This window comes from Rhodococcus sp. MPR-R1B (assembly GCF_058793255.1).
The window spans coordinates 53,229-75,874 of the sequence record NZ_JBXAFO010000022.1 but is presented as its reverse complement, the minus strand read 5'-3'; the positions used below and the strand labels follow the sequence as shown (position 1 = coordinate 75,874).

The window sequence follows — 22,646 nt, the reverse complement described above, 5'->3', positions numbered from 1 at the left end:
ATGAAACGACCCCCTATGACAACGCGTCGGGCAACTCCGATCCCCCGATCGGCCCGACCATTCAGTTTTTGCCGGCTCGCGCCCGCATCTTCTCGACAACTTCGGTGATGAACGTCGATACCGAGTCCAGCTGTAATACATACGACCAGTAGTCCGGATGAGTTCCCGACAGTGACGCACTCGCTCGCTCGATCCTTGCTAGTTGAGCATCGAGTACAGAGCCCCACTCCGCCACCAACCCTTGGTTAACAGCGAACATCTGGGCGTCTTTCAGCCGGAAACGAACCTCACGTTCCTTTTGGCTCGGATCTGCCCGGACTGCACGCAGAGTAGCGAGACGGTCCGTCACGGCGTCGGCACACGCTTCGGCGTCGGCGAGGTGCACGCGGGCTTCGGCCATCAAAGCCAGTGCATGTTCGGGGTTTCCCGCAGCCAACGACTGCTTCGCTTCCTTGAGATCGATGTCGGCCTGATCGATATGTGCTCGGCTGCGACTGCTGTTGTCGACGAGGTCAGCGGAACTCGCGGCGTTGAACTCGCGCAGCAATGCGGAGTACGCCGGATCCAGGCGGTCCACTCGAGTGCGCACTGCCGACAACCTGGTCGAGACCGAGGAAATCGTCATCTCGGCACGGTGCTGGGTCGACGGGGCTTCTGCCAATGATTCCTCGAGCGCCGATACCGCTTCGCGGACACTCTCGGCCCGCGTGCGGACTGCGTCGGCGCGACCGGATGAGCGCGCATTGTCGAGCGCTGCAACCGCGTCGTCGAGGTGTTCGGAGGCCGTCACCACCGACGGGTACTCGCGATAGCGCTGATCGGTGGCAGCCAGTTTTTCCCGGACGGCGTTCGCCAGGGTTCGGGCCTGCTGGCCGAGGACGGGAATGGCGGACATCGTGACCGTCGCCTGCTCGAGGTGCGCACGATGCCCGTTGTAGAAGGCGTCGACGCCCTTTGCCGCCTCGACGAGTTCGGCTACCGACTTTTCGAACGCCGCCCGAGCACCGTTCGGGTTCTGGTGGAGTACCTGATCGTTGCCATAGCGCTCGGATGTGTCGAGGTAGTCCGACGCAGCCTGGAAGCACCGATCCCGAACGGGTTCCCACGCAGCGCGCAGCCCTCGCTCGGGGTACAGCTCGGCGGAAGCGTCGACTGCTGCCGACGCGATGGTCTGCCGCTTGTCCATGTCGAGGAACGCCGAAACCATGGCCGTCTGCGCCTCCCGCGCACGACTGACCGACTCCCCCACTCTTGCCCCCCGATTGAAGCGCTCCGACCATCTTCCCACCACGATTGAATCCTACGGGTCCAGCACTTCGCTTCTCGGTTCGTAATTCTGCTGTTACGGCGAACACACCGGAACTGCGGTTAGGGTGGTGGAGGTAAACACACTCCCAAGACGACTTCGCGTCGTAGTGGGCCTTGTCTCTCCTCTTGAAAGGACCCCTGAATGGGCGTCAGCTTGACCAAAGGCGGCAATGTCTCTCTCACGAAGGAGGCCCCGAACCTGACTGCAGTGGTCGTCGGCCTGGGCTGGGACGCACGTTCCACCACCGGAGCTGCTTTCGACCTCGACGCCAGCGCAATCGGCGCAGGCTCGAACAAGAAGGTCCTCTCCGACCAGCACTTCATCTTCTTCAACAACCTCCGTTCGCCCGACGGCTCGATCGAGCACAAGGGTGACAACACGGACGGCGAAGGCGAAGGCGACGACGAGCAGATCGACGTGAACCTCGCAGCGGTTCCTGCCGAGGTCGAGAGCGTTGTCTTCCCCGTCTCGATCTACGACGCAGAAGCTCGCTCGCAGTCCTTCGGCCAGGTCCGCAACGCGTACATCCGCGTCGTCGACAAGTCGAACGGCAACGAGCTCGCTCGTTACGACCTCTCCGAGGACGCTTCCACCGAGACCGCCATGGTCTTCGGTGAGCTGTACCGCAACGGTGCAGAGTGGAAGTTCCGCGCAATCGGCCAGGGCTACGCGTCCGGCCTCGCGGGCATCGCGCGCGATTACGGCGTCAACGTCTGATCTTCGCTCTCGACGAGCTGACTCGGGGAAGGTTCCGCAGTAGTCTGTGGAACCCTCCCCGTTTTCACGTTCGGATGCGGTGAGAGACCGCTTGCAGTAACCACTCTGCATTGACCAACTAGAAAGGGCCACGCTCCGTGGTACTGCGAATATTCGGTTTATCCATCGCAATTTCGATCCTCGCGATGATCGTTGCGTTCATCTACGGCGGACCCGAGGCACTGTTCCTCGTCATCATCCTGTCGATTCTGGAAATCTCGCTTTCCTTCGACAACGCCGTCATCAACGCCACTGTTCTGCAAAGAATGAGTGAATTCTGGCAGAAGATCTTCCTCACCATCGGCGTCATCATCGCCGTCTTCGGTATGCGTCTGGTGTTCCCACTCGTGATCGTCTGGGCTGCATCCGGTCTCGGTCCCGTAGCTGCACTCGACCTCGCGCTCAACCCGCCGCCGGACGGTGCAGCGTACTTCCCCGGCACGAACGAGCCGAGCTACGAAACCATCCTCACGGACGCTCACCCGCAGATCGCTGCCTTCGGTGGCATGTTCCTGCTGATGCTCTTCCTCGGTTTCATCTTCGAAGAGCGTGAGATCACCTGGCTGTCTTGGCTCGAGAAGCCCCTCGCTCGCATCGGCAAGCTCGATCAGCTCTCCGTCGTCGTGGCCGGCATCGTCCTGGTTCTCAGTGGTTCTTTCCTCGCTGCTGACGACAAGGTTTCCACCGTCATGATCTCCGGTGTTCTGGGCATGATCACCTACATCGCGGTCAACGGATTGGGTGAACTGTTCAACCTGCCGGAAGAAGGCGAAGAGGAAGAAACCGCCAAGTCCGGCGGCCCCACGCAGCTCGCGAAGGCGACCGGTAAGGCCGGCTTCTTCCTGTTCCTCTACCTCGAGGTCCTCGACGCGTCCTTCTCCTTCGACGGCGTCATCGGCGCATTCGCCATCACGGCAGACCCGATCATCATCGCCCTCGGCCTCGGCTTCGTCGGCGCGATGTTCGTCCGTTCCATCACGGTCTTCCTGGTCCGCAAGGGCACGCTCTCCGATTACGTCTACCTCGAGCACGGTGCGCACTGGGCCATCGGCGCTCTGGCCGTCATCTTGATGGTGTCCATCGGCGTTCACATCAACGAGATCATCACCGGCCTGGTCGGTGTCTTCTTGATCGGCGCTGCTTTCATCAGCAGCCTCATTCGCAACAAGCGAATCGCGAACGAAGATCCGAAGTTAGACGAGAACACTCCGGCAACTGTCTGACGTTCTTTTCACGAAACGCCCGCGACCAATTGGTTGCGGGCGTTTTGTTTGTTATGCCTGAATTGAAACTCTCTGCATTCCCAGCCGCGCGCCAATTGCTCAGCCGCGCGCCAAATTCAGCCTGCGGCTGAACAATTGCCCTGCGGATTCGAAACCACACAAAATTCGATCTGCCCCTGGACAATCAAGATGCGAAATCCGACTGTGCACAGCGATGAGGGGAAATTCGTGGAAGACCAATTTCTGTCCAAAGGCCAGAACATCGAGCTCCCCGACGAACTCGATCAGATCGACATCGTGATCACCTGGGACAATACGGAATTCGGTGTCGATGCCTCGGCATTGCTTCTGGGTGCCGACGGAAAAGTCAGGTCCGACGCGGACTTCGTCTTCTACAACCAACAGGAATCTGCTGACGGCTCGGTTCGCTATCTCGGCCGCCGCGAAGCCGAATCCGGTCCGCACGAGCGCCTCCTCGTCCACCTCGCTGCTATACCCGATCAGGTCGACGCGATCGCTTTGATAGGCAGCGTCGACACCGGCTCTTTCGGCGACCTCGGCAAACTTGCGCTCCAACTGGTTGATTCCGGTGGCTCTCCTATCGCCGAATACGTCACCGCCGACGCGTCCACCGAAACCGCATTCGTCTTCGGCCAGGTCTATCGACGTAGCGGGAAGTGGAAACTTCGCGCCATCGGCCAAGGTTGGGCATCAGGCCTCGCCGGGCTCGCCGAAGACTTCGGAGTCGACGTGAGTGAGGATGCCCCCGTCGAGGAGCCTGGGTCACCTGAGCTCGAGGCAATCCAACCGATATCGGAACAGGAACCGTCAGTCACAGAGCCCTCAACGCCCGCGAAGCCCGTCCGACAGCGTGGTGTTCGTACAGCGAAGCCGGTGCCCAAGAAAGCCCCACTACCCGAATTCAAGCACGCAGAGTCCGAGGCCTGGCAACCTGCACGACTCTTCTCGGTGATCGGCGTCGGAACCGGTGAGGAACAAGAACGACGCACAACGTCGGCATTGGTTTCCACGATGCAAGCGGTTCCATTGTTTGCGCGGGCGGTTTCGTCCCGCGTGGGCGCGCCGGCCGGCTCGTTCGAGGGCTATGTCGAAGTTCCCTACGTCAAAGGTGAATCTCGGGTGATCCCGGATGCGGTGTGGCGCATCGCCCGCGGAAGCCGGCTCTGGACCGGCTTGCTCGAGGCAAAGACTGGAGCAGGCACCCATACCCGAGAGCAGCTCGAAAACTATCTCGACGTCGCCAAGAAGAACAAGTACGACGTCGTGATCAGCCTGTCCAACGACTTGCCTGCCGGCGCCGGCGAATTACCCGTCGAGGTGGACAAGCGCAAGCTCACCAAAGTTGCGCTGCGGCATCTCTCTTGGGCAGAAGTCATCCACGAGGCTCGGATGGTGCTCTCGCACGGCGGAATCGACAATCCGCTGCAAGGTTGGATTCTCAGCGAGTTTCTCCGGTACATCGAACATCCCAAGTCCGGGGCCGCGGAGTTCGTCGACATGGGTCGGCACTGGGTATCGATACGCGATTCCGTGAGCGCCGGAACTCTACGTCCTGGAGATCCGAAGGCAGCGGCGGTCGCTCAGTCGTGGATCGCGCTCGCGCGGAACCTTGCGCTGCGGTTCACTGCAGATCTCGGTGTCGTCGTCAAACACGTGTTGCCCCGTCGGGTGGTCAACGATGCGGATGCGCGTACCGCGCTGACGGTCAACGAATTGGCGAACGACGGCACCTTCAGCGCCACCCTCCGAATCCCCGACGCAGCCGGAGAGCTACGGGTTACTGCTGATTTGAGAACCAACAAAGTGAGCTGCAGTACAACGGTTTCTGCACCAGACGAAGGCACTTCGGGAAAACGAGTCACCTGGGTTTTGCGTCAGTTGAAGAATGCTCCTGCCGAATTGTTGGTCGAAGCGTTGTTCACCGGCCCGGCCTCGTCGACTTGCGAGACCGTTGCATCCGCGCGCACAACGCCACGTCTGTTGACAGACAGTCAAGGCGGCCAACTCAGTTCATTCGTACTGACACAGTCCTTCACACTCGGCAGCAAGCGTTCGGGTACTGCTGCGAGTTTCATCAACAGTGTGACCAGTTCGGCCGAAATCTTCTACTCCGAAGTCGTTCAACCGCTCCGTGAATGGGTCCCCGCCGCCCCGAAGGCGTCCGATCTCCCTCGTGAAGAACAAGTCGACAACGAAGACTGACAATGAACGAGATAGTCATAGAGCGCGCAACGGACGAGGACGCCGCGGAAATCCTTGTTCTACAACGCTGTTGCTGGGTCTCGGAAGCAATCTCCAACAACAGCATGGACATACCCCCGCTCCACGAGGACCTACCCACGGTCCGAGCCTGGGTTCAGGAGTCGACTGTCTGGACCGCACGACGCGGCGGCCGGCTCGTCGGGGCCGTGCGAGGAACCGCGGACGGAACCGCATGGCAGATCGGTCGCCTCATGGTGGCACCGGACTTGGCGGGCAACGGCCTCGGCCGACGCCTCTTGCAGCACGTGGAACAGAACGCTCCGGAGCACATCACCCGTTTCGAGCTGTTCACCGGAAGCAGGAGCCTGCGGAACATTCGCCTGTACACCCGAGCGGGCTACTCCCAATTGCCGCCGGACCCCAGCCACATCCCCGGAGTCGTCTACCTGTCCAAGCCGAACGCCATCAACTCCGACTGAACGGCGATACTGACTTCTGTGGTGAACATTCGCGTCGCAGCGCAGACAGACTTGCCGTTCTTACGTGAGCACGACTCGCACGTCGCTGCCGAGGAACTCGCGTCAGTGGTCCAACGCGGCCGGATACTCATCGCCGAGGACAACGGTAATCCAATCGGATGGCTGCGCTGGGGCTTGTTCTGGGACGAGATTCCGTTCATGAACATGCTGACCGTCCTGTCTTCGAACCGCGGCCAAGGCATCGGGCGCGCTTTGGTCACAGATTGGGAAAAACGCATGAGCCGCGCGGGACACTCGCAGGTCCTCACCTCCACACTCGCCGACGAATCAGCCCAGAACTTCTATCGCGCAATGGGATACACCGACGCGGGAGTTCTTTTACTCCCAGGCGAGTCCTCCGAAATCTTCCTACGTCGAGACCTCGATACGACGACCGATCTGACCGATCCCCACATTACCCACGAGTAATATATGGTGGTCGTCACACCACGATCTCAGGGTGGGGCGTGGCACACCAATGTGGAGGACGAGTATGTCGTCAAGGGTCTTATCTCGCGCAGTTGTCGGAGTACTCGCGCTTGCACTGACAGGCGTCGGCGCACCGGTAGCGCTCGCGCAGCCAGTCCTTGCCAAGTCCCCCGATGACGGTTTCTACAGCTACGACGGCGCGGCACCCCTCTCGTCGTACGCCCCGGGTGCGGTACTCGAGACTCGCACCGTGCCGTACACCGTGCTCAACATCCCGACCCCGATACAGGCAGTCCAGGTTCTCTACCGATCAACCGACGCCCTGGGACAGCCGTCCGCCAACGTCACCTCGATCCTGCGCCCGGCCAACGCCCAACCGAACAAAGTTGTTTCGTACCAGTCCTTTTACGATTCGCTGAACCCCGACGACAGCCCGTCGCGAGCCATCGCGGGTAACACCCCGATCGGCGACTGGACTCCCAGCGGACGCAACTTCAACATCGGCGGTACCTTCACGTCCATCGAGGCAGCCTTGTTCGGGCCGCTCTTCGCATTGGGCTACACGATCGTCGTCCCGGACACCGAGGGCCCGGATGCAAACTTCGCTGCCGGACCCGAATACGGGATGATGACGCTCGACGCTCTGCGTGCCGCCCGCGATGTCCCGGAAACCGGAATCACCGACGACGCAGAGATCGCGCTGATGGGTTACTCAGGCGGAGCGATCGCCACCAACTGGGCTTCGATACTCGCTCCCGCATATGCACCGGAGATCAACGACAACTTGATCGGTGCCGCGCAGGGAGGCGTGCTGGTCAATCCGGCCAACAACCTTCGCTACGCGAGCGGAAGCATCGGGTGGGGCGGCGTGGTCGGCATGGCAGTCGTCGGCGTTGCGCGTTCGTACGACATCGATTTCGGGAAGTATCTCAGCGACCGTGGACGCGACGTCATGGCTCGACTCGAAGACGCGTCCATCGGCAATGTGCTGGCACAGTATCCCGGACTGACCTGGCAGGATCTGGTCAAACCCGAGTACGCCGATCCCAATACGGTTCCCGAGTACGTCGATGTCGTGAACAAGATCAACATGGGCACCGCGGCGACACCGACCATTCCGATGTTCATCGCGCAGGCGGCCAACGGCACCATCGAGGGCACCCAACCCGGAGGCCCCGGTGTCGGAGCGGGAGACGGCGTGATGATCACGGGCGACGTCCGCACCCTCGCACGCAAGTACTGCGACGCCGGCCTGGCGATTCAGTACGACCAGTACGACACCATCAGCCACTTCCTCGGCGCCATGCTCTGGCTCCCCGGTGCGCTCGCCTGGGTCGACGACCGCTTGAACGGCAAGCCTGCACCGTCCAACTGCGCGAACATTGCACCGGGGAACTCACTTGCGCCGCAAGAACATGCGCGCTGACTGACAGCGAGCCTGGATCTACTTCGACGGTTCCACCTCCCACCGAACGTGAGTCACCAACGGTTCAAGGCTAAGTCGGCTGACGGCAGATTCCAGGAGTCCGTCGTCACGCTCCGCGGCAGCCAGTTCGGCCACCACCCGCACGCGGTCGCTGTCCGGGATGTCGAAGGACTGCACTGACCGGAGCTGAAACTCGGGCCTCGAAATGGACTGCACGGTAAGACCTCTGATGTGAGCTTCGGCGTCGCCGTGACAGGTCACCTCGAAGGTGTAGTCCGCGGGTGGTTCTTCGCGTCCGGTTCGGGCAGGCTGGTGATCCATCATCCGGCCCAACGGCCTCAACAGCGTGTTCGCCAACATGATTGCGCCGGCACCGAACACCGCGACCCAGTACATTCCGCCACCTGCCAGTGCGCCGACGGCGGCAGTGGCCCACAGAGTGGCGGCAGTGTTCAGGCCGGTGACCGACGCACCCTGCTTCATGATCACTCCAGCACCGAGGAAACCGATCCCCGAGACGATCTGCGCTGCGACGCGCGTCGGATCAGCGTCCGGGCCCTGAAACCCGTACGCGCCCATGATGACGAAGAGCGTCGCACCCAAGCTCACCAACGCGTTGGTTCGCAGACCCGCCATCCTTGCGCGCCATTGCCTTTCGATCCCGACGGCAGCGCCGAGGACGAGCCCGAGCGCTATCCGCACAAGGATGACGTGGATTTCCACGGTGAACTCCTAGAGCCAGGTCGCGAATCGACGGATGAACATTCCCTTGGCCACCTGCGTGACGACGCAGTATGCCGCGAGAGTGAGGACCAGCCACGGGAAGTAGTTCCACGGCAGTGAAACCAACCCGAGGGAATGACCCCAGGACGTGAACGGGAACACCAGCGCGAAGACGCAGGCGGCGCCTGTGCTGAGCAGTACCGGCAGCGATGCACGCGACTGGATGAACGGGATCTTGCGGGTGCGGATCATGTGAACGATCAGCGTCTGCGAGATCAATGACTCGATGAACCAACCCGATTGGAACAGCGCTGCATGCTCGGGAGAGTTGGCGGCGAACACGAACCACATCAGCGCGAACGTCGAGATGTCGAAGATCGAACTGATCGGGCCGATGAACACCATGAACCGGCGAAGGCTCTTGGTCTCCCACTTGCGGGGCTTCGCGAGGAAGTCGTCGTCGACACGATCCCACGGGATCGTGAGCATCGAGAGATCGTAGATCAGGTTCTGCAACAACAGAACTACGGGAATCATGGGGATGAACGGCAGCAGGGCACTGGCGACGAGCACCGAGAAGACGTTCCCGAAGTTCGACGACGCAGTCATCTTGATGTACTTCTGGATGTTTCCGAAGGTACGACGCCCTTCGATGACTCCTTGTTCGAGTACACCGAGGTCCTTCTCCAGCAAGATGATGTCCGCGGATTCGCGGGCGATGTCCGCCGCTGTGTCAACGGAGATGCCGACGTCCGCAGCCCGCAGTGCGGGTGCGTCGTTGACACCGTCACCAAGGAAACCAACCGTGTGGCCGACCCGGCGCAGCGATTCGACAATGCGTGCCTTCTGCATCGGATCCGTCTTCGCGAATACGGTTGTCCGCTGCACCAACTCGTCGAGGGCGTCGTCGCTCAACGCTTCGATCTCTGCGCCGGATACAACGGTCCCCACGTCGATACCGACTTTGGCGCAGACGGTTTCGGCGACCAGTTCGTTGTCACCCGTCACTACCTTGACCGCGACTCCGTGGCTCGCGAGGGCTTCGATCGCCCCGGCCGCAGATTCCTTCGGCGGGTCGAGGAATGCCAGCAGACCGACCAGGGTCATGCCCTCTTCGTCGGCCGTCGAGTACTCGCGGCGCTGCTCTTCGACGACTGTCTTGGTTGCCACCGCAAGCACTCGCTTGCCTTGACCGTTCAGCTCCGCGACCAGACGGTCGACTCGGGCCAGCCATCCCGGTGTCAATTGGTGGGTCACCCCGTCGAGTTCCACCGATTCACAGACCGAAAGGAGCTCTTCCACTGCACCTTTGGTTACGATCAGATCGGCGTCTCCGTGGTCGACCACCACGGAGAGTCGACGGCGCTTGAAGTCGAAGGGAATCTCGTCCACCAACCCGTGCCGACGCGAGATCTCCTCGACCACTTCGGGACCGGCGGCCTCGATCACCGCGTCGTCGAGAAGACTGCGCAATCCGGTCTGATTCACGGAATTGACCGCCGCTAGCCGCAATACGTCCTCGGACTTACGTCCGGCAGTATCGAGATGCTCACCGAGAACGATGCGGTCCTCGGTGAGAGTTCCGGTCTTGTCCGTGCACAGAACGTCCATGGCACCGAAGTTCTGAATCGCGTTGATCTGCTTGACGATCACCTTCTTGCGCGACATGTGGAGCGCACCCTTGGCCAGGTTCGCCGTCACGATGAGCGGCAACATTTCCGGAGTCAACCCCACGGCGGTGGCGACGCCGAAGAGTAGTGCTTGGCTCCAGTCCTTGGTCAGTCCGTTGATGATGAACACCGCGGGAACCATGATCAGCATGAACTTGATCAGCAGATAGCTGACGCTGCGCACCCCGACGTCGAAGCTGGTTTCGGGTCGCTTGGACGCCAATTGTGCTGTCATGGCACCGAAGTAGGTCCGCTTGCCGGTGTGTACCGCAACGGCGGTGCCACTGCCCGACACGACGGAAGTACCCATGAACCCGATGTTCTCGGCTTCGAGCAGCCGATCGACGTCGATCCCCGACGACGGGTCCGCCGACTTCTCGGCCGGCATCGATTCACCGCTGAGCATGGACTGATTGACCTGTAGATCCTTGGCCCGGATGATGCGGACATCGGCCGGGATCATGTCGCCGGCGGCAAGCTGGACTACATCCCCCGGCAGTAACTGCTCGATCGGAATCTCAGCCGTGACCACGGTGTTGTTGATCTTGCGGGTGGCCGCGACGGTCGTCGTAACCATCGCCTTGAGCGCCTCGGCGGCGCGACTCGAACGGTATTCCTGCCAGAACCTCAGTGAGACACTGACAAAGATCATCAACCCGAGAGTGATGATGCCCTCGTAGGAAGGACCGTCCTCGGGGTCCGCCCAGACCACGTCGGTCCCGACCATGATCAGGGCGAGGAATACCAGGATCAGGATGAACGGGTTCTTGAAGGCTTCCGCGAACTGCACGATTGCCGGCGCCGGGCGGTCGTGGCGGACATCGTTGCGCCCGTATTGCCGACGAAGATCGTCGATCTGATCGTCACGAAGGCCGTTGGCCGTCGTGGTCAGATCCGCGAGAACGGTGCGCGTGTCCGAGGCCGAGAAGTCGACCAATTCCTGTGCGCTTTCCTTTGCCAGGACTGTTGAATGTGTTTGTTGTGCACTGTTTCTCGTGGGCCGTGGCCGCAATGCGAGAACGGAAAATGACATGACGAATCTCCTCGGCTGCCCGAACACGCCGGACCATGCCAGTGCATGAGGGCAGCAGAATGCGCTGAGCGACAATGGAAGTCGTCAGCGGTCGCGGCAAAGCCGCGCAGATGAAGCCGAGGATGCAAAGAGTCAGTGACTGAAGAGCAAAAGACCGGGGTGAGCATCGTCGGCAAGAACAGAAGGATGGGTCGAATATCGACTCGGCGGGTCGTCCACGATGGTCACCTCCTGAAAGTTCGGGGCGTCCGATGACGCCACACAAGTACATGCGCACAGCACACGCCAGGAGAACCGAATATCGACGTACTCTCGCCTTCGCCGGAAGAAACCGGCATCAAGCTGCGAAAACACCTCCACGTCCGAGTTTTGGCACTGCACGACGTGTCCCGATCAAGAACGGGAAGCCACTTTGGATCACCCCTTAAGCCGGGGAGATCTGTCCTAACCTTGGGCGTCTCTCGACGTCGTGAGATCAGTGGCCTGTGTTCGTGCAGAAGCCTCACCTAACGAGGTACTGCACCCAGAGGGTAGTTCTCAAATCTGTTGCCTGTCAACCGAGCAACTCAGACGGCGGACAATCCTGCCCGTGCGACGGCGCCGGCGAAGAGTGCCGTCACGGCGGCACCCATGACACTCTGATCAACCTCTTCCGGATCCACGGAGTGTTCGAGAACGAGCCCGGATATCAACGCCATCAACGAGATTGCGGTTGTCCGCACGTCAAAGGAATCGTCCACTCCCCATTCACGGGCACGTTCGCCGATCAACTCCACGAGTTGGCTGCGCAAGTGGCGACGCTCACGTAAGTACGCCTGAGCGATCTGCGGATCACGCCCGGCGAGCACTCCGAATTCGAGGACGAGAAGCGACCACCCCGGGTCGTCGACCATCCACGTGGCAATGGCCTCGCCACCTTTGCCCGCCGCGTCGGACGGGTTCATCCCGGCAATCTCGGCGAGCACCCGGCCGGCCAGTTCGAGAGACCGTTGCGCGAACAGTTCGGCGAACAGATCCTGTTTCGACTCGAAGTTGGAGTAGACAGCCCCCTTGGTGAAGCCCGCTCGGCGAGCAACTTCAGTGAGACGTGCAGCACTGAATCCGCGCTCCGCAAACTCTTCCGCCGCAGCGTCGAGCAGTCTTTGCCGCACCACGTCACGTCCGGGGCGGGTTACCGGAGTCCAGTCCGGTTGACGAGATTCAGTCACGATACCTAGAGTATTCAATACCTCGGGTATTGACAAGCTCTTTACTTTCGACAAGATCAGGACTCTTTCGTGACCACTACGCATCCGGCACACGCCGCACCAGACAACAGCTCCACCCACGACGAACACCACCACGACAATCTGCTCGTGAAGTACGGCGCACCCAAGGTGATGGCCGCGTTGTTCGTCGGCGTGCTCCTGCTGCAGATGGGCTTCATCCTCAGCTACGTCGCCGCCTTCCATCAGCCGACTCCGCGAGACATCGAAATCGCGGTCATCGCCGATCAGGGCACACCCGACGGCATGGATCAGCAGATCGCCGACAAACTCAACGCCATCGACGGCAGCCCGCTCGACGCTCAGGTGGTCGACAGCACGGCGACCGCTCGCCGCATGATCAACGACCGCGAGATCCAGGGCGCGTTTGTCATCAACCCGGCCGGACCGGACACCCTGATCACCGCGAGCGCGGGCGGCAGCTCCATCGCTACGTCACTCGAAGCGGTGTTCACGAAGGTCGAGGCGACACAGGACCGACAGTTCGTCGTCCGCGACGAGATCCCCGTCGGAGCCCACGACAACCGCGGCCTCTCCGGCTTCTACCTCTCGGTCGGCTGGGTCGTCGGCGGCTATCTCCTCGCGGCAGCCATCGGACTGTTCATCGGTGCGCCGAAGACTCTCCGCCAGGCAAGCGCACACACGGGCGTGATCGCGATCTACTCGATCATCTCGGGAGCCCTCGGCGCCCTCATCACCTCACACGTACTCGGAACCTTCGCCGGCCACTGGTTCCCGCTCTGGATCCTGGGAACAGCCGTGGTGTTCGGCACCGCCATGTTCACACTCGGATTGCGCGCCGCCATCGGCGTTCTGGCAGTCCCGCTGGCTATCGCCGTCTTCGTGATCCTCGGCAATCCCAGTGCGGGAGGCGCATTCGGCTCCAACGTGATTCCCTCGTTCTACGCCGCCATCGGCCGGTGGATCACACCCGGCGCCGGCACCGAAGGCGTCCGGAGCATCGTCTACTTCAACAACGTCGGCGTCGGCCAGCCTGCTCTGACGCTGTTCCTGTACGCGCTGATCGGTGCGGTCATGCTGTTCGGCTTCACGATCCGTCGTAACCGAAAGTCCACCGACACGACGCCGACTCCAGCTGTGGCGAACGCCGACTAGTCCTAGTCTGAACTCATGACGAGCCTCCTCCACCCCAACGCCTCGCACGTCGCCGAAACACTGATCTCGCGGGGTCACCACGGCGTCATCGTCACGCAGCCCGACGCCACGCACACCGCGGCCGAGGCAGCGGCGGCCGTCGGGGTGGAGGTAGGCGCGATCACCAAGTCACTGGTGTTCCTTCTCGACGACGATCCGGTCCTGCTGCTGGTCTCCGGCGCACATCAGGTGAATCTGAAGGCCACCGGCGAACGCCTCGAAGGCAAGCTCACGCGGGCGACGCTGGAGATGGCGAAGTCCGCGACGGGCCAGCCGATCGGTGGGGTCGCTCCGCTCGGGCATCCCACCAACCTGCCGACGTACATCGATACCGCCCTCGAGCAGTACCCCGAGTTGTGGGCAGCCGCCGGGCACCCCAACACCGTCTTTCGCACGACGTACTCCGAACTCCTCCGAATCACCGCCGGCCTCGCCGTCGACATGGACTGAAGCACTTCAGCCAACTCGGTCCGAAACCACTCAGACGTGCGTCCACCTATAGTTGGACGCACCATGTGCACTGCAACCAGGACCCCGGCCGGCAACCACTGGCGTCGACGGCACGTAGATCTGTGCCGCACCGACGCCTGTCTGTGTATGCCGAGCGCAGTCACCTCGACCACACCGCACACCTCGAGTTCCAGCCGGAGAGTTCCCGTTGTCTGACAAGCCGAATGCCGTTTCCAGCCACACCACCCCCGACGTCCCCGAAGTAGCAGCGACGCCCGAGTTGTCCACCGGCATCTGCGCCGGTGACTACCGCGCTGCGCTTCGCCGCCACCCCGCCGGTGTCACCGTCGTGACCCTCGATTCGGGTACCGGCCCGGTGGGTTTCACCGCCACCTCGTTCTCGTCCGTCTCCCTCGAGCCGCCGCTCGTCTCGTTCAACATCGCGGAGACGTCGTCGAGCATCAATGCACTCAAGGCAGCCGAGTCCTTGGTGATCCACCTTCTCGGCGAACATCAGCAGCATCTGGCCCAGCGCTTTGCGCGTAGTGCCGATCAGCGTTTTGCAGACGAGTCACTGTGGGCAGTGCTCGACACCGGGGAACCGGTGCTGCACGGCACCCCCAGCTGGATGCGCGTCAAGGTCGACCAGCTGATCCCTGTCGGCGATCACACGTTGGTCATCGGACTCGTCACGCGGGTTCACGCCGAAGAAGACGACGAATCCGCTGCCGCACCGCTGCTCTACCACGAGGGCAAGTACTACCGCCCGACTCCGTTGGGTCAATAGACAACTGTGCGCCTTTATTAACCGCCCGCGGTTAATAAAGGCGCACAGCAAGTTAGAGCGCTACGTACTTTGTATCGAGATACTCGTCGATACCCTCGGTTCCGCCTTCACGGCCGAAGCCCGATTCCTTCACCCCACCGAACGGCGCGGCAGCATCGGAGATCGCGCCGCGGTTGACGCCCACCATGCCGGTGTCCAGCTTGGCCGAGACGCGCATCGCACGGTCGATGTCGCGAGTGTAGAAGTACGCCACGAGACCGTACTCGGTGTTGTTCGCAGCCGCGATCGCTTCGTCTTCGGTGTCGAAACCGACCACTGCCGCAACGGGTCCGAAGATCTCTTCCTTCAGCAGGCGCGCGTCGGCGGGCACCTGGTCGAGGACCGTCGGGGTGAAGAAGAAGCCGGGGCCTTCGGGTGCCGATCCACCGGTGCGAACGCGAGCACCCTTGGACACGGCGTCGTCGACGAGTCCGGTGACGGTTGCGAGCTGCTTGGTGTTGATCAGCGGTCCGATGTTGGTGCCCTCGGCGTCACCGGCGCCCACCTTCAAGGCCGCAACCTTGGCGGTGAACTTGTCGGTGAACTCTTCGCGCACCGAGTTGGCGACGTAGATGCGGTTGGCCGCGGTGCAGGCCTCGCCGCCGTTGCGCATCTTCGCGAGCATTGCGCCGTCGACAGCTGCGTCGATGTCGGCGTCGTCGAAGACGATGAACGGCGCATTGCCACCGAGTTCCATCGACGTGCGGAGCAGCTTGTCAGCAGCATTGCGCACCAACAACTTTCCGACGCCAGTGGAGCCGGTGAAGGTGACCTTGCGCAGACGCGCATCTTCCATCAGCGGTCCACTGATGGAAGCCGCGTCGGACGTCGGGAGGATCGAGAGCACACCGTCGGGCAGACCGGCATCGGCGAACACCTGACCGAGGAGCTGCATGGTCAGCGGCGTGTCCTCGGCGGGCTTGACGATGATGGTGCAACCGGCAGCCAGCGCCGGTCCGATCTTGCGTGTGCCCATGGCGAGCGGGAAGTTCCACGGGGTGATCGCGAGGACCGGTCCGACGGCTTCCTTGGTGACCAGGATGCGACCGTTGCCGGCCGGAGCCTGCGTGAAACGTCCGCCGATGCGTACTGCTTCCTCGCTGAACCAGCGCAGGAATTCGCCGCCGTAGTTGACCTCACCGCGGCTCTCTGCCAACGACTTACCCATTTCCAGGGTCATCATCAGCGCGAAGTCCTCGGCGCGGGCGTGCAGCAATTCGAAGGCGGTGCGCAGAATCTCGCCGCGTACACGTGCCGGAGTGGCCGCCCAGTCTTCCTGCGCCGCAGCGGCGAGGTCGAGCGCACGGATACCGTCGGCAGCGGTGGCGTCGGCTACCTGGGCGAGTTCCTCACCCGTTGCCGGGTTGTAGACCGCAAAGGTCTTCTCGGCCGGGACGAGCTTGCCGCCGAGCCAGAGACCCTTGGGTACCGAGTCGAGAAGATCCGAGACGTTGGACATGTCAGTTCCCCTGTGCTGCAGTGCGGATAGCGGTCTCGAGGACGGTCAACGCGTCGTCGAGCAGCTCTTCGGAGATGACCAGCGGCGGGAGCAGACGGATGACGTTGCCGTAGGTACCGCAGGTGAGGATCACGACGCCGGCAGCGAGGCATTCGGCGGCGATCTTCTTGGTGATGTCTGCGTCCGGCTCCTGCCCACCGGGCTTGACCAACTCGATGGCGAGCATCGCGCCGCGACCGCGAACGTCACCGATGACGTCGAGTTCCTTTGCCAGTGCGTTCATTCGGCCGACGACGGTCGACTCGATGGTGCGTGCGCGGCCACAGAGGTCGAGCTCACGCATCTGGTCGATGGACGCCAATGCAGCGGCGCAGGCGACGGGGTTACCGCCGTAGGTGCCACCGAGGCCGCCGGGGTGGACAGCGTCGATGAGCTCGGCGCGGCCCGTGACAGCGGCGAGCGGCATGCCGCCTGCGATGCCCTTGGCGAGCGTGACCAGGTCGGGGACGATGCCCTCGTGATCGCTGGCGAACCAGGCGCCGGTACGAGCGAAGCCTGCCTGAACCTCGTCGGCGATGAAGACGACGCCGTTCTCCTTGGCCCACGCGACGAGCGTCGGGAGGAAGCCTTCTGCGGGAACGATGAATCCACCCTCACCCTGAATGGGCTCGATGAGGATGGCGGCGGTGTTGGCAGCGCCGACCTGCTTCTCGATCATCGTGATGGCGCGCTGTGCGGCCTGCTCACCGGTGATCTTGGAGCCGTCGACATTGAGGCCCTCGCGGTACGGGTAGGACATCGGGACGCGGTAGACCTCGGGGGCGAACGGACCGAAGCCGCTCTTGTACGGCATGGACTTCGAGGTCAGTGCCATCGTGAGGTTGGTGCGGCCGTGGTACGCGTGGTCGAAGACGACGACTGCGTCGCGACCGGTTGCGTGACGGGCGATCTTGACGGCGTTCTCGACGGCTTCTGCGCCGGAGTTGAACAGCACGGAACGCTTCTCGTGGTCACCGGGGGTGAGCTCGGCGAGACGCTCGGCGACCTCGACGTAGCCCTCGTACGGAGCGACCATGAAACAGGTGTGGGTGAAGTGCGCGACCTGTTCCTGAACGGCGGACACGACGGCCGGGTTGGAAGCGCCGACGCTGGTCACCGCGATACCGGCACCGAGGTCGATCAGCGAGTTGCCGTCGACGTCGACGATGACTCCGCCGTCTGCGTCGGCGACGTAGACCGGGAGGGTGGATGCGACGCCGGCGCCGACGACCTTCTTACGGCGTTCGGCGAGCGCAGCCGAGCGCGGGCCCGGGAACTCCGTGACGATGCGACGCTCCTGCGGAAGCCGGTATTCGATTGCACTCATGTGACCACCCTCTCGGTTGTGTATTGCATTCGAGTATGCGACGCGCGAAGCATCGCAAGCACTGCCGAAATGGATACCCGGAGCTCCAGGGCTACTCCATATCGGCAACGACAGCTAGCCTTGATCAGGTGACGGTTCCGATCTCGTGGCTCTTGCGCCAGAAACACCTCTCGCTGGCTCTGCTCACCGACCGAGCAGCTGCCACCCACCCCGTCACGTTTGCGCAGGCCACAGAGCTGACGGACCCCACCCCGTGGCTTTCCGGCGGCGAATTGGTGCTCACCACCGGGCTGGCACTGGTGGGCGCGGACGCCACCGACTACAGCGAGTACATCGACCGTCTGGCCGCCGCAGAAGTATCGGCTCTGGGTTTCGGGACCGGCCTTTCCCACGAGAGTGTGCCCACAGACCTGATTGCCGCCGCCCGCAGCCGCGGACTCCCCCTGCTGGAAGTGCCGTTCACGACCCCGTTCGCGGCAGTCACGCGCGCGGTGATGACCCGTCTGAGCCAGCAGGAATACGAATCGGTACTCCGCGCGGCAGAAGTACAGACGCGCATCACCCGCGTTGCACTGCGCGGTGGCGTGTCTGCCATCGTGCGCGAACTGGCCACGGCCACAAAAACTTCGGTGGCGTTTGTCGGAGATCGGATCACCGCGGTGCATCCGGCAAACCAGAAGTCGTTGATCACCGAGGTTCGCGCGGTCGCGGCGACCACCCGCGATCCCAACGCTCCGGCGTCGATCTCGCAGAGCACACCCGAACGGACGCTGACACTGTCCCCCGTCGGCGTCACCGACAGCTGGCACGGCTACCTCGCCATGGCGGGCGCCGGGCCCCTGAGCAATATCGACAGAGTGTTACTCGGGCATGCGGTCTCGCTGCTCACTCTCGAACTCGAGAAACCGGTTCGACTACGGGCCGAGCGAACTCGACTCAACGCCATGGCTTTCGGGCTCTTACTCGACGGCCGAATCCCCGAAGACAGTGTGCCGTCGTACTTGGACGAGGCAAGCGACACGCACGGCAACATTCGTGTCGTCCACGTTCGCGGATCCGGACTCGGCCCCGTTCTTCGCGAACTCGACAACGCTCTCGCGCGAGCAGGCCGGCCGTTGTTCGCGCAATCCGAGGACGGTTCGCTGACCGTCCTCCTCCGCGGAACCGACACAATCGACACCGCCAAAACACTACTGGCGCAGCTCTCCCCCACCGAAGCGAAAGCCGTGCGTGCCGGAATCAGCACCCCTCACCGTCTTCTCGACGCACCCCGCGCACTCGTCCAGGCCCGCGCCGCGGCCAACCTCACGACGGCTACGGCGCGCATTCTCGAGTTCGACGCTCTGAGTGGTTCGACGATTCTGGCATCCGAGTCTGCCCGTGAGGCATTGATCGCCATGGCTGCGGACACCATCCCGGTGTTGACGGAACACGACCAGGCACACGGAACCGCACTGGCCGCGTCTTTGCGCGCCTATCTCGAGGCAAACGGCCAATGGGAGTCGGCTGCAGCCGAACTCGGTGTTCATCGGCACACCCTCCGAGGTCGCATCGCACGCATCGAGGAACTGCTGCAATGCGACCTCGGACAGGCCAGGGTCAGAGCCGAACTGCTGCTATCGCTACTCGCCTGGGAGGGCCGCTGAACCCTCCTCCGCGTGCACCGAAGCGAAGCTCGACGCACCGCGGACGAGTAGTTCGAGTTCGGCGTCGACCGTGCAGAGACGGGCGGTGTCCAGCGCTCCACTGCGGCTCACGCTCGACATCAAAGCCGTGAACCGGCGCACCGTTTGCGGATTGGCGGCGGTCCACAACTCGACGACCTCCGGAATACCTTCACCGAGCGCACCGGACACGAGGTCCGCGAAACGCGCCGTCAACCTGGCATGGACGGCAGCGCTGCCCATGACCTCCCAATGCGAGGCACCGACGGCGACGTCGACGCCGCCGAGAACATCGCCCAGATCGAGAGCGTCGGAGAGTTCCCGATAGATCGCGGCTGCGGCCGCGGCCGTCGTATTCTCCTGCAGTGCAATGTCTGCCAGGGCGAGCGCTCCGAAAGACGCCTCGATGCGCTCGCTTGCCGACAAACCGTCGGTGAGTTCCCGCACCGGGGCTGCCCACCGATCGATGTCGGCGCGCGGGTTCACGGTGAACCGGCCGGCAGCACCCGGGCGGCGCAACACCCAGCTCATTTCGGATTCCAACAGCTGCTGCAAGCGATCGAGAGCCTTCAGCTGTTCGGTGGCACTGAGATCGGAGTTCAGGATTTCACGTCGAAGGTCCTCCGTTCCAAGCACTTCGCTGACTACGGCGTAGGCCAGAGCCGCTTCCGGACTGCGAACTCCGAGGTGTTCCTCGAGCCGGAACAACACGCCGGGGCCGACGCGGTTGACCAGTTCGTCGACAACCGAGGTGATGATGATGTCGCGGCCCAACCGATGTGCGTGGACTGCGTCCGGTGCGGCCTCGACGACGGAGAGCGGGAAGTACTGCGGGAGACGATCGGCGAAGATCTGATTGTCCGGGACCGTCGATGCGCCCAGTTCCGCAGTCAGTACGTTCTTCGACTGCGCCACCAGCACAGCAAGTTCCGGCCGCAGGAGACCCTGCCCGGCACGCGCCCTGACCGCCAGCGCCTTGGCGTCGGGCAGAGATTCTTCCAGTCGCTTCATGGCGCCCGCCGAGACGAGGTTCTCGATCAACCGCTCGTGCTGATCGAGCAGGGCCGGTGCGCGGTGCTCGGCCAGGCTGATCGCGAGGGTCTGATCTTCACTGGCCTCGAGCACCGATGCGGCCACCTCGTCCTGGGCCGCCGCGAGTAGTTCATTGCGCGAGGTCGAGTCCAACGCTGCGAGTGCGATCTTGATGTTGACCTCACGGTCCGAGGTAGCCACGCCGGCCGCGTTGTCGATGAAGTCGGCGTTGATTCGGCCTCCGCCAGCGGCATATTCGATGCGGGCACGCTGGGTGAAGCCGAGGTTGCCGCCCTCACCGACCACCGTCGCACGCAACTCGTCAGCGCTGACGCGAACTGCGTCGTTGGACGGATCGGCCGCGTCGACGTTGCTTTCGGTCGACGCTTTCACGTAGGTACCGACGCCGCCGTTCCACAACAGGTCCACCGGAGCACACAGGATCGCTCGGATCAGTTCCTGCGGGGTCAAGTTCTCCTCGGTGATTCCGAGGGCCGCACGCGCCTCGAGCGGAAGGCGGATCGACTTCGCGCTCCGCGGCCAGACGCCACCGCCCGGCGACATCACGGTGCGATCGAAGTCGTCCCAGGACGAGCGCGGCACGGTGAAGAGGCGAGCGCGTTCGGCAAAGCTCGTCTCGGTGTCGGGGTTCGGGTCGATGAAGATGTGGCGGTGATCGAATGCCGCGACCAGACGGATCTTGTGCGAGAGCAACATTCCGTTGCCGAACACGTCGCCGGACATGTCCCCGATACCCGCGACGGTGAACGGATCGGTGTCGACATCGAGGTCGCGCTCGGCGAAGTGCCGTCGAACCGCTACCCAGGCGCCGCGAGCGGTGATGCCCATCGCCTTGTGGTCGTAGCCGGCCGAACCGCCGGAAGCAAAAGCGTCGCCGAGCCAGAAACCACGCTCGACGGCGATGCCGTTCGCGACGTCGGAGAACCGCGCTGTCCCCTTGTCTGCTGCCACGACGAGATAGGAGTCTTCACCGTCGTACTCGATTACTTCTGCCGGGTGTACCGCAGCGCCGTCGACGATGTTGTCCACCACGTCCAGCAGGCCGCGAATGAAGGTGCTGTAAGACTCCTGCACCTGCGCCGGAGTCGGTGACGACGTGCCCCGAACCACGAACGCGCCCTTGGCTCCCGAAGGAACGATCGGCGAATTCTTCACGCTCTGGGTCTTCATGAGACTCAGAGCCTCGGTGCGGAAGTCCTCGTATCGATCCGACCAACGCAGGCCACCACGGGCGACGGAGGAACTACGCAGATGCACGCCTTCGACATTGGTTGCGCTGACGTAGATCTCGCGGAAGGGAACGGTCTTCTGCGGAGTGGAGAGCAACTGCGAGTCGATCTTGAACGACGCGTACGGTAGCGGTTCGCCGCTCTCACCGCGGAGGTACCAGTTGGTGCGCAGAGTCGCCTGCAGGAACGAACGCACGCCGCGCAAGACGCGATCCTCGTCGAGAGTGTCTGCACCGTCGACTGATTCGTCGATAGCTGCCGTTGCGGTAGCCACAGCTGTCTCACGCACACCCGCCACGGCGGGGTCGAAACGCGCGGTGAAAAGTTCGATCGCCTGCCGTACGAAGAGTGGCTTCGCTGCCAACACTCCGACGATGTAGCTCTCGGACAAACCGATACGAGCCTGAGCGAGGAAACGGCACGCAGCGCGCAGCAACTCTGCATCGCGCCAGGTGATGTCTGCTCGTCCGATCAGACTGGAGAACGCATCCATCCGGGTCTGTCCGGCGATGACGGCTTCGAAGGCGTCCGCCATCTTCTCCAGCGCACTGCCGTCGAAGGTGCTCGGCTCGAAGGTGAAGTAATGCGCCGAACCCAGAACGGTCGGAAGCGGGCGGTGCGTCGAAACTCGGAGTCCGAGAGACTCGAAGTTCTCGCACAGATCGGAGAGGGAGGGCTCTCCGGACGGCCACAGCACCACGCAGGTCAGATCGTCACTGTTCAGGTTGTCACCCTGACGGAAGACGAGTCGCTGGCCCGCTGCTGCCAATTCGGCGACCAGTTCGAGCGCCGGGTCACCGGATCGATCACCGCCTGCCGGTCTCGATTCTGCAGCTGCGGTCTTGGTCGCCGATGATGTGCTCGCCATT

At 62.8% G+C, this 22,646-nt stretch carries 17 protein-coding genes and 1 riboswitch; of the genes, 10 read left to right on the top strand and 7 right to left on the bottom strand.

Going from position 1 to position 22,646, the window contains the following annotated elements:
• Positions 1-61: 61 nt before the first annotated feature.
• Complete coding sequence (locus AC1Q61_RS25025) at positions 62-1,207, bottom strand: hypothetical protein (protein ID WP_083291607.1); 1,146 nt, start codon at positions 1,205-1,207, stop codon at positions 62-64.
• 243 nt (positions 1,208-1,450) lie between these two features.
• Here AC1Q61_RS25025 and AC1Q61_RS25020 point away from each other — a divergent pair, with 243 nt between their 5' ends.
• The 6 genes from AC1Q61_RS25020 to AC1Q61_RS24995 all read left to right on the top strand — a co-directional run bounded on the left by AC1Q61_RS25020 (position 1,451) and on the right by AC1Q61_RS24995 (position 7,884).
• Positions 1,451-2,026 (top strand): TerD family protein, encoded by a 576-nt coding sequence (locus tag AC1Q61_RS25020; RefSeq protein ID WP_003941199.1) that lies wholly within the window; start codon positions 1,451-1,453, stop codon positions 2,024-2,026.
• Between the two features lie 137 nt (positions 2,027-2,163).
• Positions 2,164-3,288 carry a DUF475 domain-containing protein gene (locus AC1Q61_RS25015; RefSeq protein ID WP_029254390.1) on the top strand — a complete coding sequence of 375 codons (1,125 nt, stop codon included), beginning with the start codon at positions 2,164-2,166 and terminating at the stop codon, positions 3,286-3,288.
• Between the two features lie 228 nt (positions 3,289-3,516).
• A complete protein-coding gene (locus AC1Q61_RS25010) occupies positions 3,517-5,511 on the top strand; it encodes a TerD family protein (protein ID WP_492651214.1) in 1,995 nt (664 codons plus the stop codon).
• A 2-nt stretch (positions 5,512-5,513) separates the two neighbouring features.
• Positions 5,514-5,990 (top strand): GNAT family N-acetyltransferase, encoded by a 477-nt coding sequence (locus AC1Q61_RS25005; RefSeq protein WP_042922718.1) that lies wholly within the window; start codon positions 5,514-5,516, stop codon positions 5,988-5,990.
• An 18-nt stretch (positions 5,991-6,008) separates the two neighbouring features.
• The gene (locus AC1Q61_RS25000; protein WP_007727049.1) at positions 6,009-6,458 is read left to right on the top strand and encodes a GNAT family N-acetyltransferase; all 450 of its coding nucleotides are present in this window, start codon (positions 6,009-6,011) and stop codon (positions 6,456-6,458) included.
• 64 nt (positions 6,459-6,522) lie between these two features.
• Complete coding sequence (locus AC1Q61_RS24995; protein WP_064074530.1) at positions 6,523-7,884, top strand: lipase family protein; 1,362 nt, start codon at positions 6,523-6,525, stop codon at positions 7,882-7,884.
• An 18-nt stretch (positions 7,885-7,902) separates the two neighbouring features.
• Here the strand turns inward: AC1Q61_RS24995 and AC1Q61_RS24990 are convergent, their stop codons facing one another.
• The 3 genes from AC1Q61_RS24990 to AC1Q61_RS24980 all read right to left on the bottom strand — a co-directional run bounded on the left by AC1Q61_RS24990 (position 7,903) and on the right by AC1Q61_RS24980 (position 12,461).
• Positions 7,903-8,607 carry an MgtC/SapB family protein gene (locus tag AC1Q61_RS24990; protein WP_003941187.1) on the bottom strand — a complete coding sequence of 235 codons (705 nt, stop codon included), beginning with the start codon at positions 8,605-8,607 and terminating at the stop codon, positions 7,903-7,905.
• Between the two features lie 9 nt (positions 8,608-8,616).
• A complete protein-coding gene (mgtA, locus tag AC1Q61_RS24985; RefSeq protein WP_492651215.1) occupies positions 8,617-11,310 on the bottom strand; it encodes a magnesium-translocating P-type ATPase in 2,694 nt (897 codons plus the stop codon).
• Between the two features lie 347 nt (positions 11,311-11,657).
• Positions 11,658-11,831: riboswitch (M-box (ykoK) riboswitch) on the bottom strand.
• Positions 11,832-11,876: 45 nt separating this feature from the next.
• Entirely contained in the window at positions 11,877-12,461 is a 585-nt protein-coding gene (locus AC1Q61_RS24980; protein WP_037129354.1) for a TetR/AcrR family transcriptional regulator, read from the bottom strand.
• Between the two features lie 126 nt (positions 12,462-12,587).
• Here AC1Q61_RS24980 and AC1Q61_RS24975 point away from each other — a divergent pair, with 126 nt between their 5' ends.
• The 3 genes from AC1Q61_RS24975 (at position 12,588) to dszD (ending at position 14,967) form a co-directional block, all read left to right on the top strand.
• Positions 12,588-13,691: a membrane protein gene (locus AC1Q61_RS24975; protein WP_003941129.1), complete on the top strand. Its 1,104-nt coding sequence runs from the start codon at positions 12,588-12,590 to the stop codon at positions 13,689-13,691.
• A gap of 15 nt (positions 13,692-13,706) precedes the next feature.
• Entirely contained in the window at positions 13,707-14,180 is a 474-nt protein-coding gene (locus tag AC1Q61_RS24970; RefSeq protein WP_042922726.1) for a YbaK/EbsC family protein, read from the top strand.
• Positions 14,181-14,388: 208 nt separating this feature from the next.
• Positions 14,389-14,967, top strand: a complete 579-nt coding sequence (gene dszD / locus AC1Q61_RS24965) for an NADH:FMN oxidoreductase DszD (RefSeq protein ID WP_003941189.1) — start codon at positions 14,389-14,391, stop codon at positions 14,965-14,967.
• A 52-nt stretch (positions 14,968-15,019) separates the two neighbouring features.
• Here the strand turns inward: dszD and AC1Q61_RS24960 are convergent, their stop codons facing one another.
• Together AC1Q61_RS24960 and gabT are read right to left on the bottom strand one after the other, a co-directional pair.
• Positions 15,020-16,465 carry an NAD-dependent succinate-semialdehyde dehydrogenase gene (locus AC1Q61_RS24960; RefSeq protein WP_042922728.1) on the bottom strand — a complete coding sequence of 482 codons (1,446 nt, stop codon included), beginning with the start codon at positions 16,463-16,465 and terminating at the stop codon, positions 15,020-15,022.
• A gap of 1 nt (position 16,466) precedes the next feature.
• On the bottom strand, positions 16,467-17,831 hold the full coding sequence (gabT, locus tag AC1Q61_RS24955) for a 4-aminobutyrate--2-oxoglutarate transaminase (protein WP_125050266.1): 1,365 nt from the start codon (positions 17,829-17,831) through the stop codon (positions 16,467-16,469).
• A 128-nt stretch (positions 17,832-17,959) separates the two neighbouring features.
• Here gabT and AC1Q61_RS24950 point away from each other — a divergent pair, with 128 nt between their 5' ends.
• Positions 17,960-19,477, top strand: a complete 1,518-nt coding sequence (locus AC1Q61_RS24950; protein ID WP_054187874.1) for a PucR family transcriptional regulator — start codon at positions 17,960-17,962, stop codon at positions 19,475-19,477.
• Here AC1Q61_RS24950 and AC1Q61_RS24945 read toward each other — a convergent pair.
• The gene (locus AC1Q61_RS24945; protein ID WP_042922730.1) at positions 19,454-22,645 is read right to left on the bottom strand and encodes an NAD-glutamate dehydrogenase domain-containing protein; all 3,192 of its coding nucleotides are present in this window, start codon (positions 22,643-22,645) and stop codon (positions 19,454-19,456) included. The genes AC1Q61_RS24950 and AC1Q61_RS24945 overlap by 24 nt on opposite strands.
• Position 22,646: the final 1 nt, after the last annotated feature.

Bases quoted from the DNA above. Each gene is read 5' to 3' on its own strand.
- AC1Q61_RS25025 (WP_083291607.1), bottom strand. From the start codon at position 1,207: ATGGTTTCGGCGTTCCTCGACATGGACAAGCGGCAGACCATCGCGTCG.
- AC1Q61_RS25020 (WP_003941199.1), top strand. From the start codon at position 1,451: ATGGGCGTCAGCTTGACCAAAGGCGGCAATGTCTCTCTCACGAAGGAG.
- AC1Q61_RS25005 (WP_042922718.1), top strand. From the start codon at position 5,514: ATGAACGAGATAGTCATAGAGCGCGCAACGGACGAGGACGCCGCGGAA.
- AC1Q61_RS24995 (WP_064074530.1), top strand. From the start codon at position 6,523: ATGTCGTCAAGGGTCTTATCTCGCGCAGTTGTCGGAGTACTCGCGCTT.
- mgtA (WP_492651215.1), bottom strand. From the start codon at position 11,310: ATGTCATTTTCCGTTCTCGCATTGCGGCCACGGCCCACGAGAAACAGT.
- AC1Q61_RS24970 (WP_042922726.1), top strand. From the start codon at position 13,707: ATGACGAGCCTCCTCCACCCCAACGCCTCGCACGTCGCCGAAACACTG.
- AC1Q61_RS24960 (WP_042922728.1), bottom strand. From the start codon at position 16,465: ATGTCCAACGTCTCGGATCTTCTCGACTCGGTACCCAAGGGTCTCTGG.
- gabT (WP_125050266.1), bottom strand. From the start codon at position 17,831: ATGAGTGCAATCGAATACCGGCTTCCGCAGGAGCGTCGCATCGTCACG.
- AC1Q61_RS24945 (WP_042922730.1), bottom strand. From the start codon at position 22,645: ATGGCGAGCACATCATCGGCGACCAAGACCGCAGCTGCAGAATCGAGA.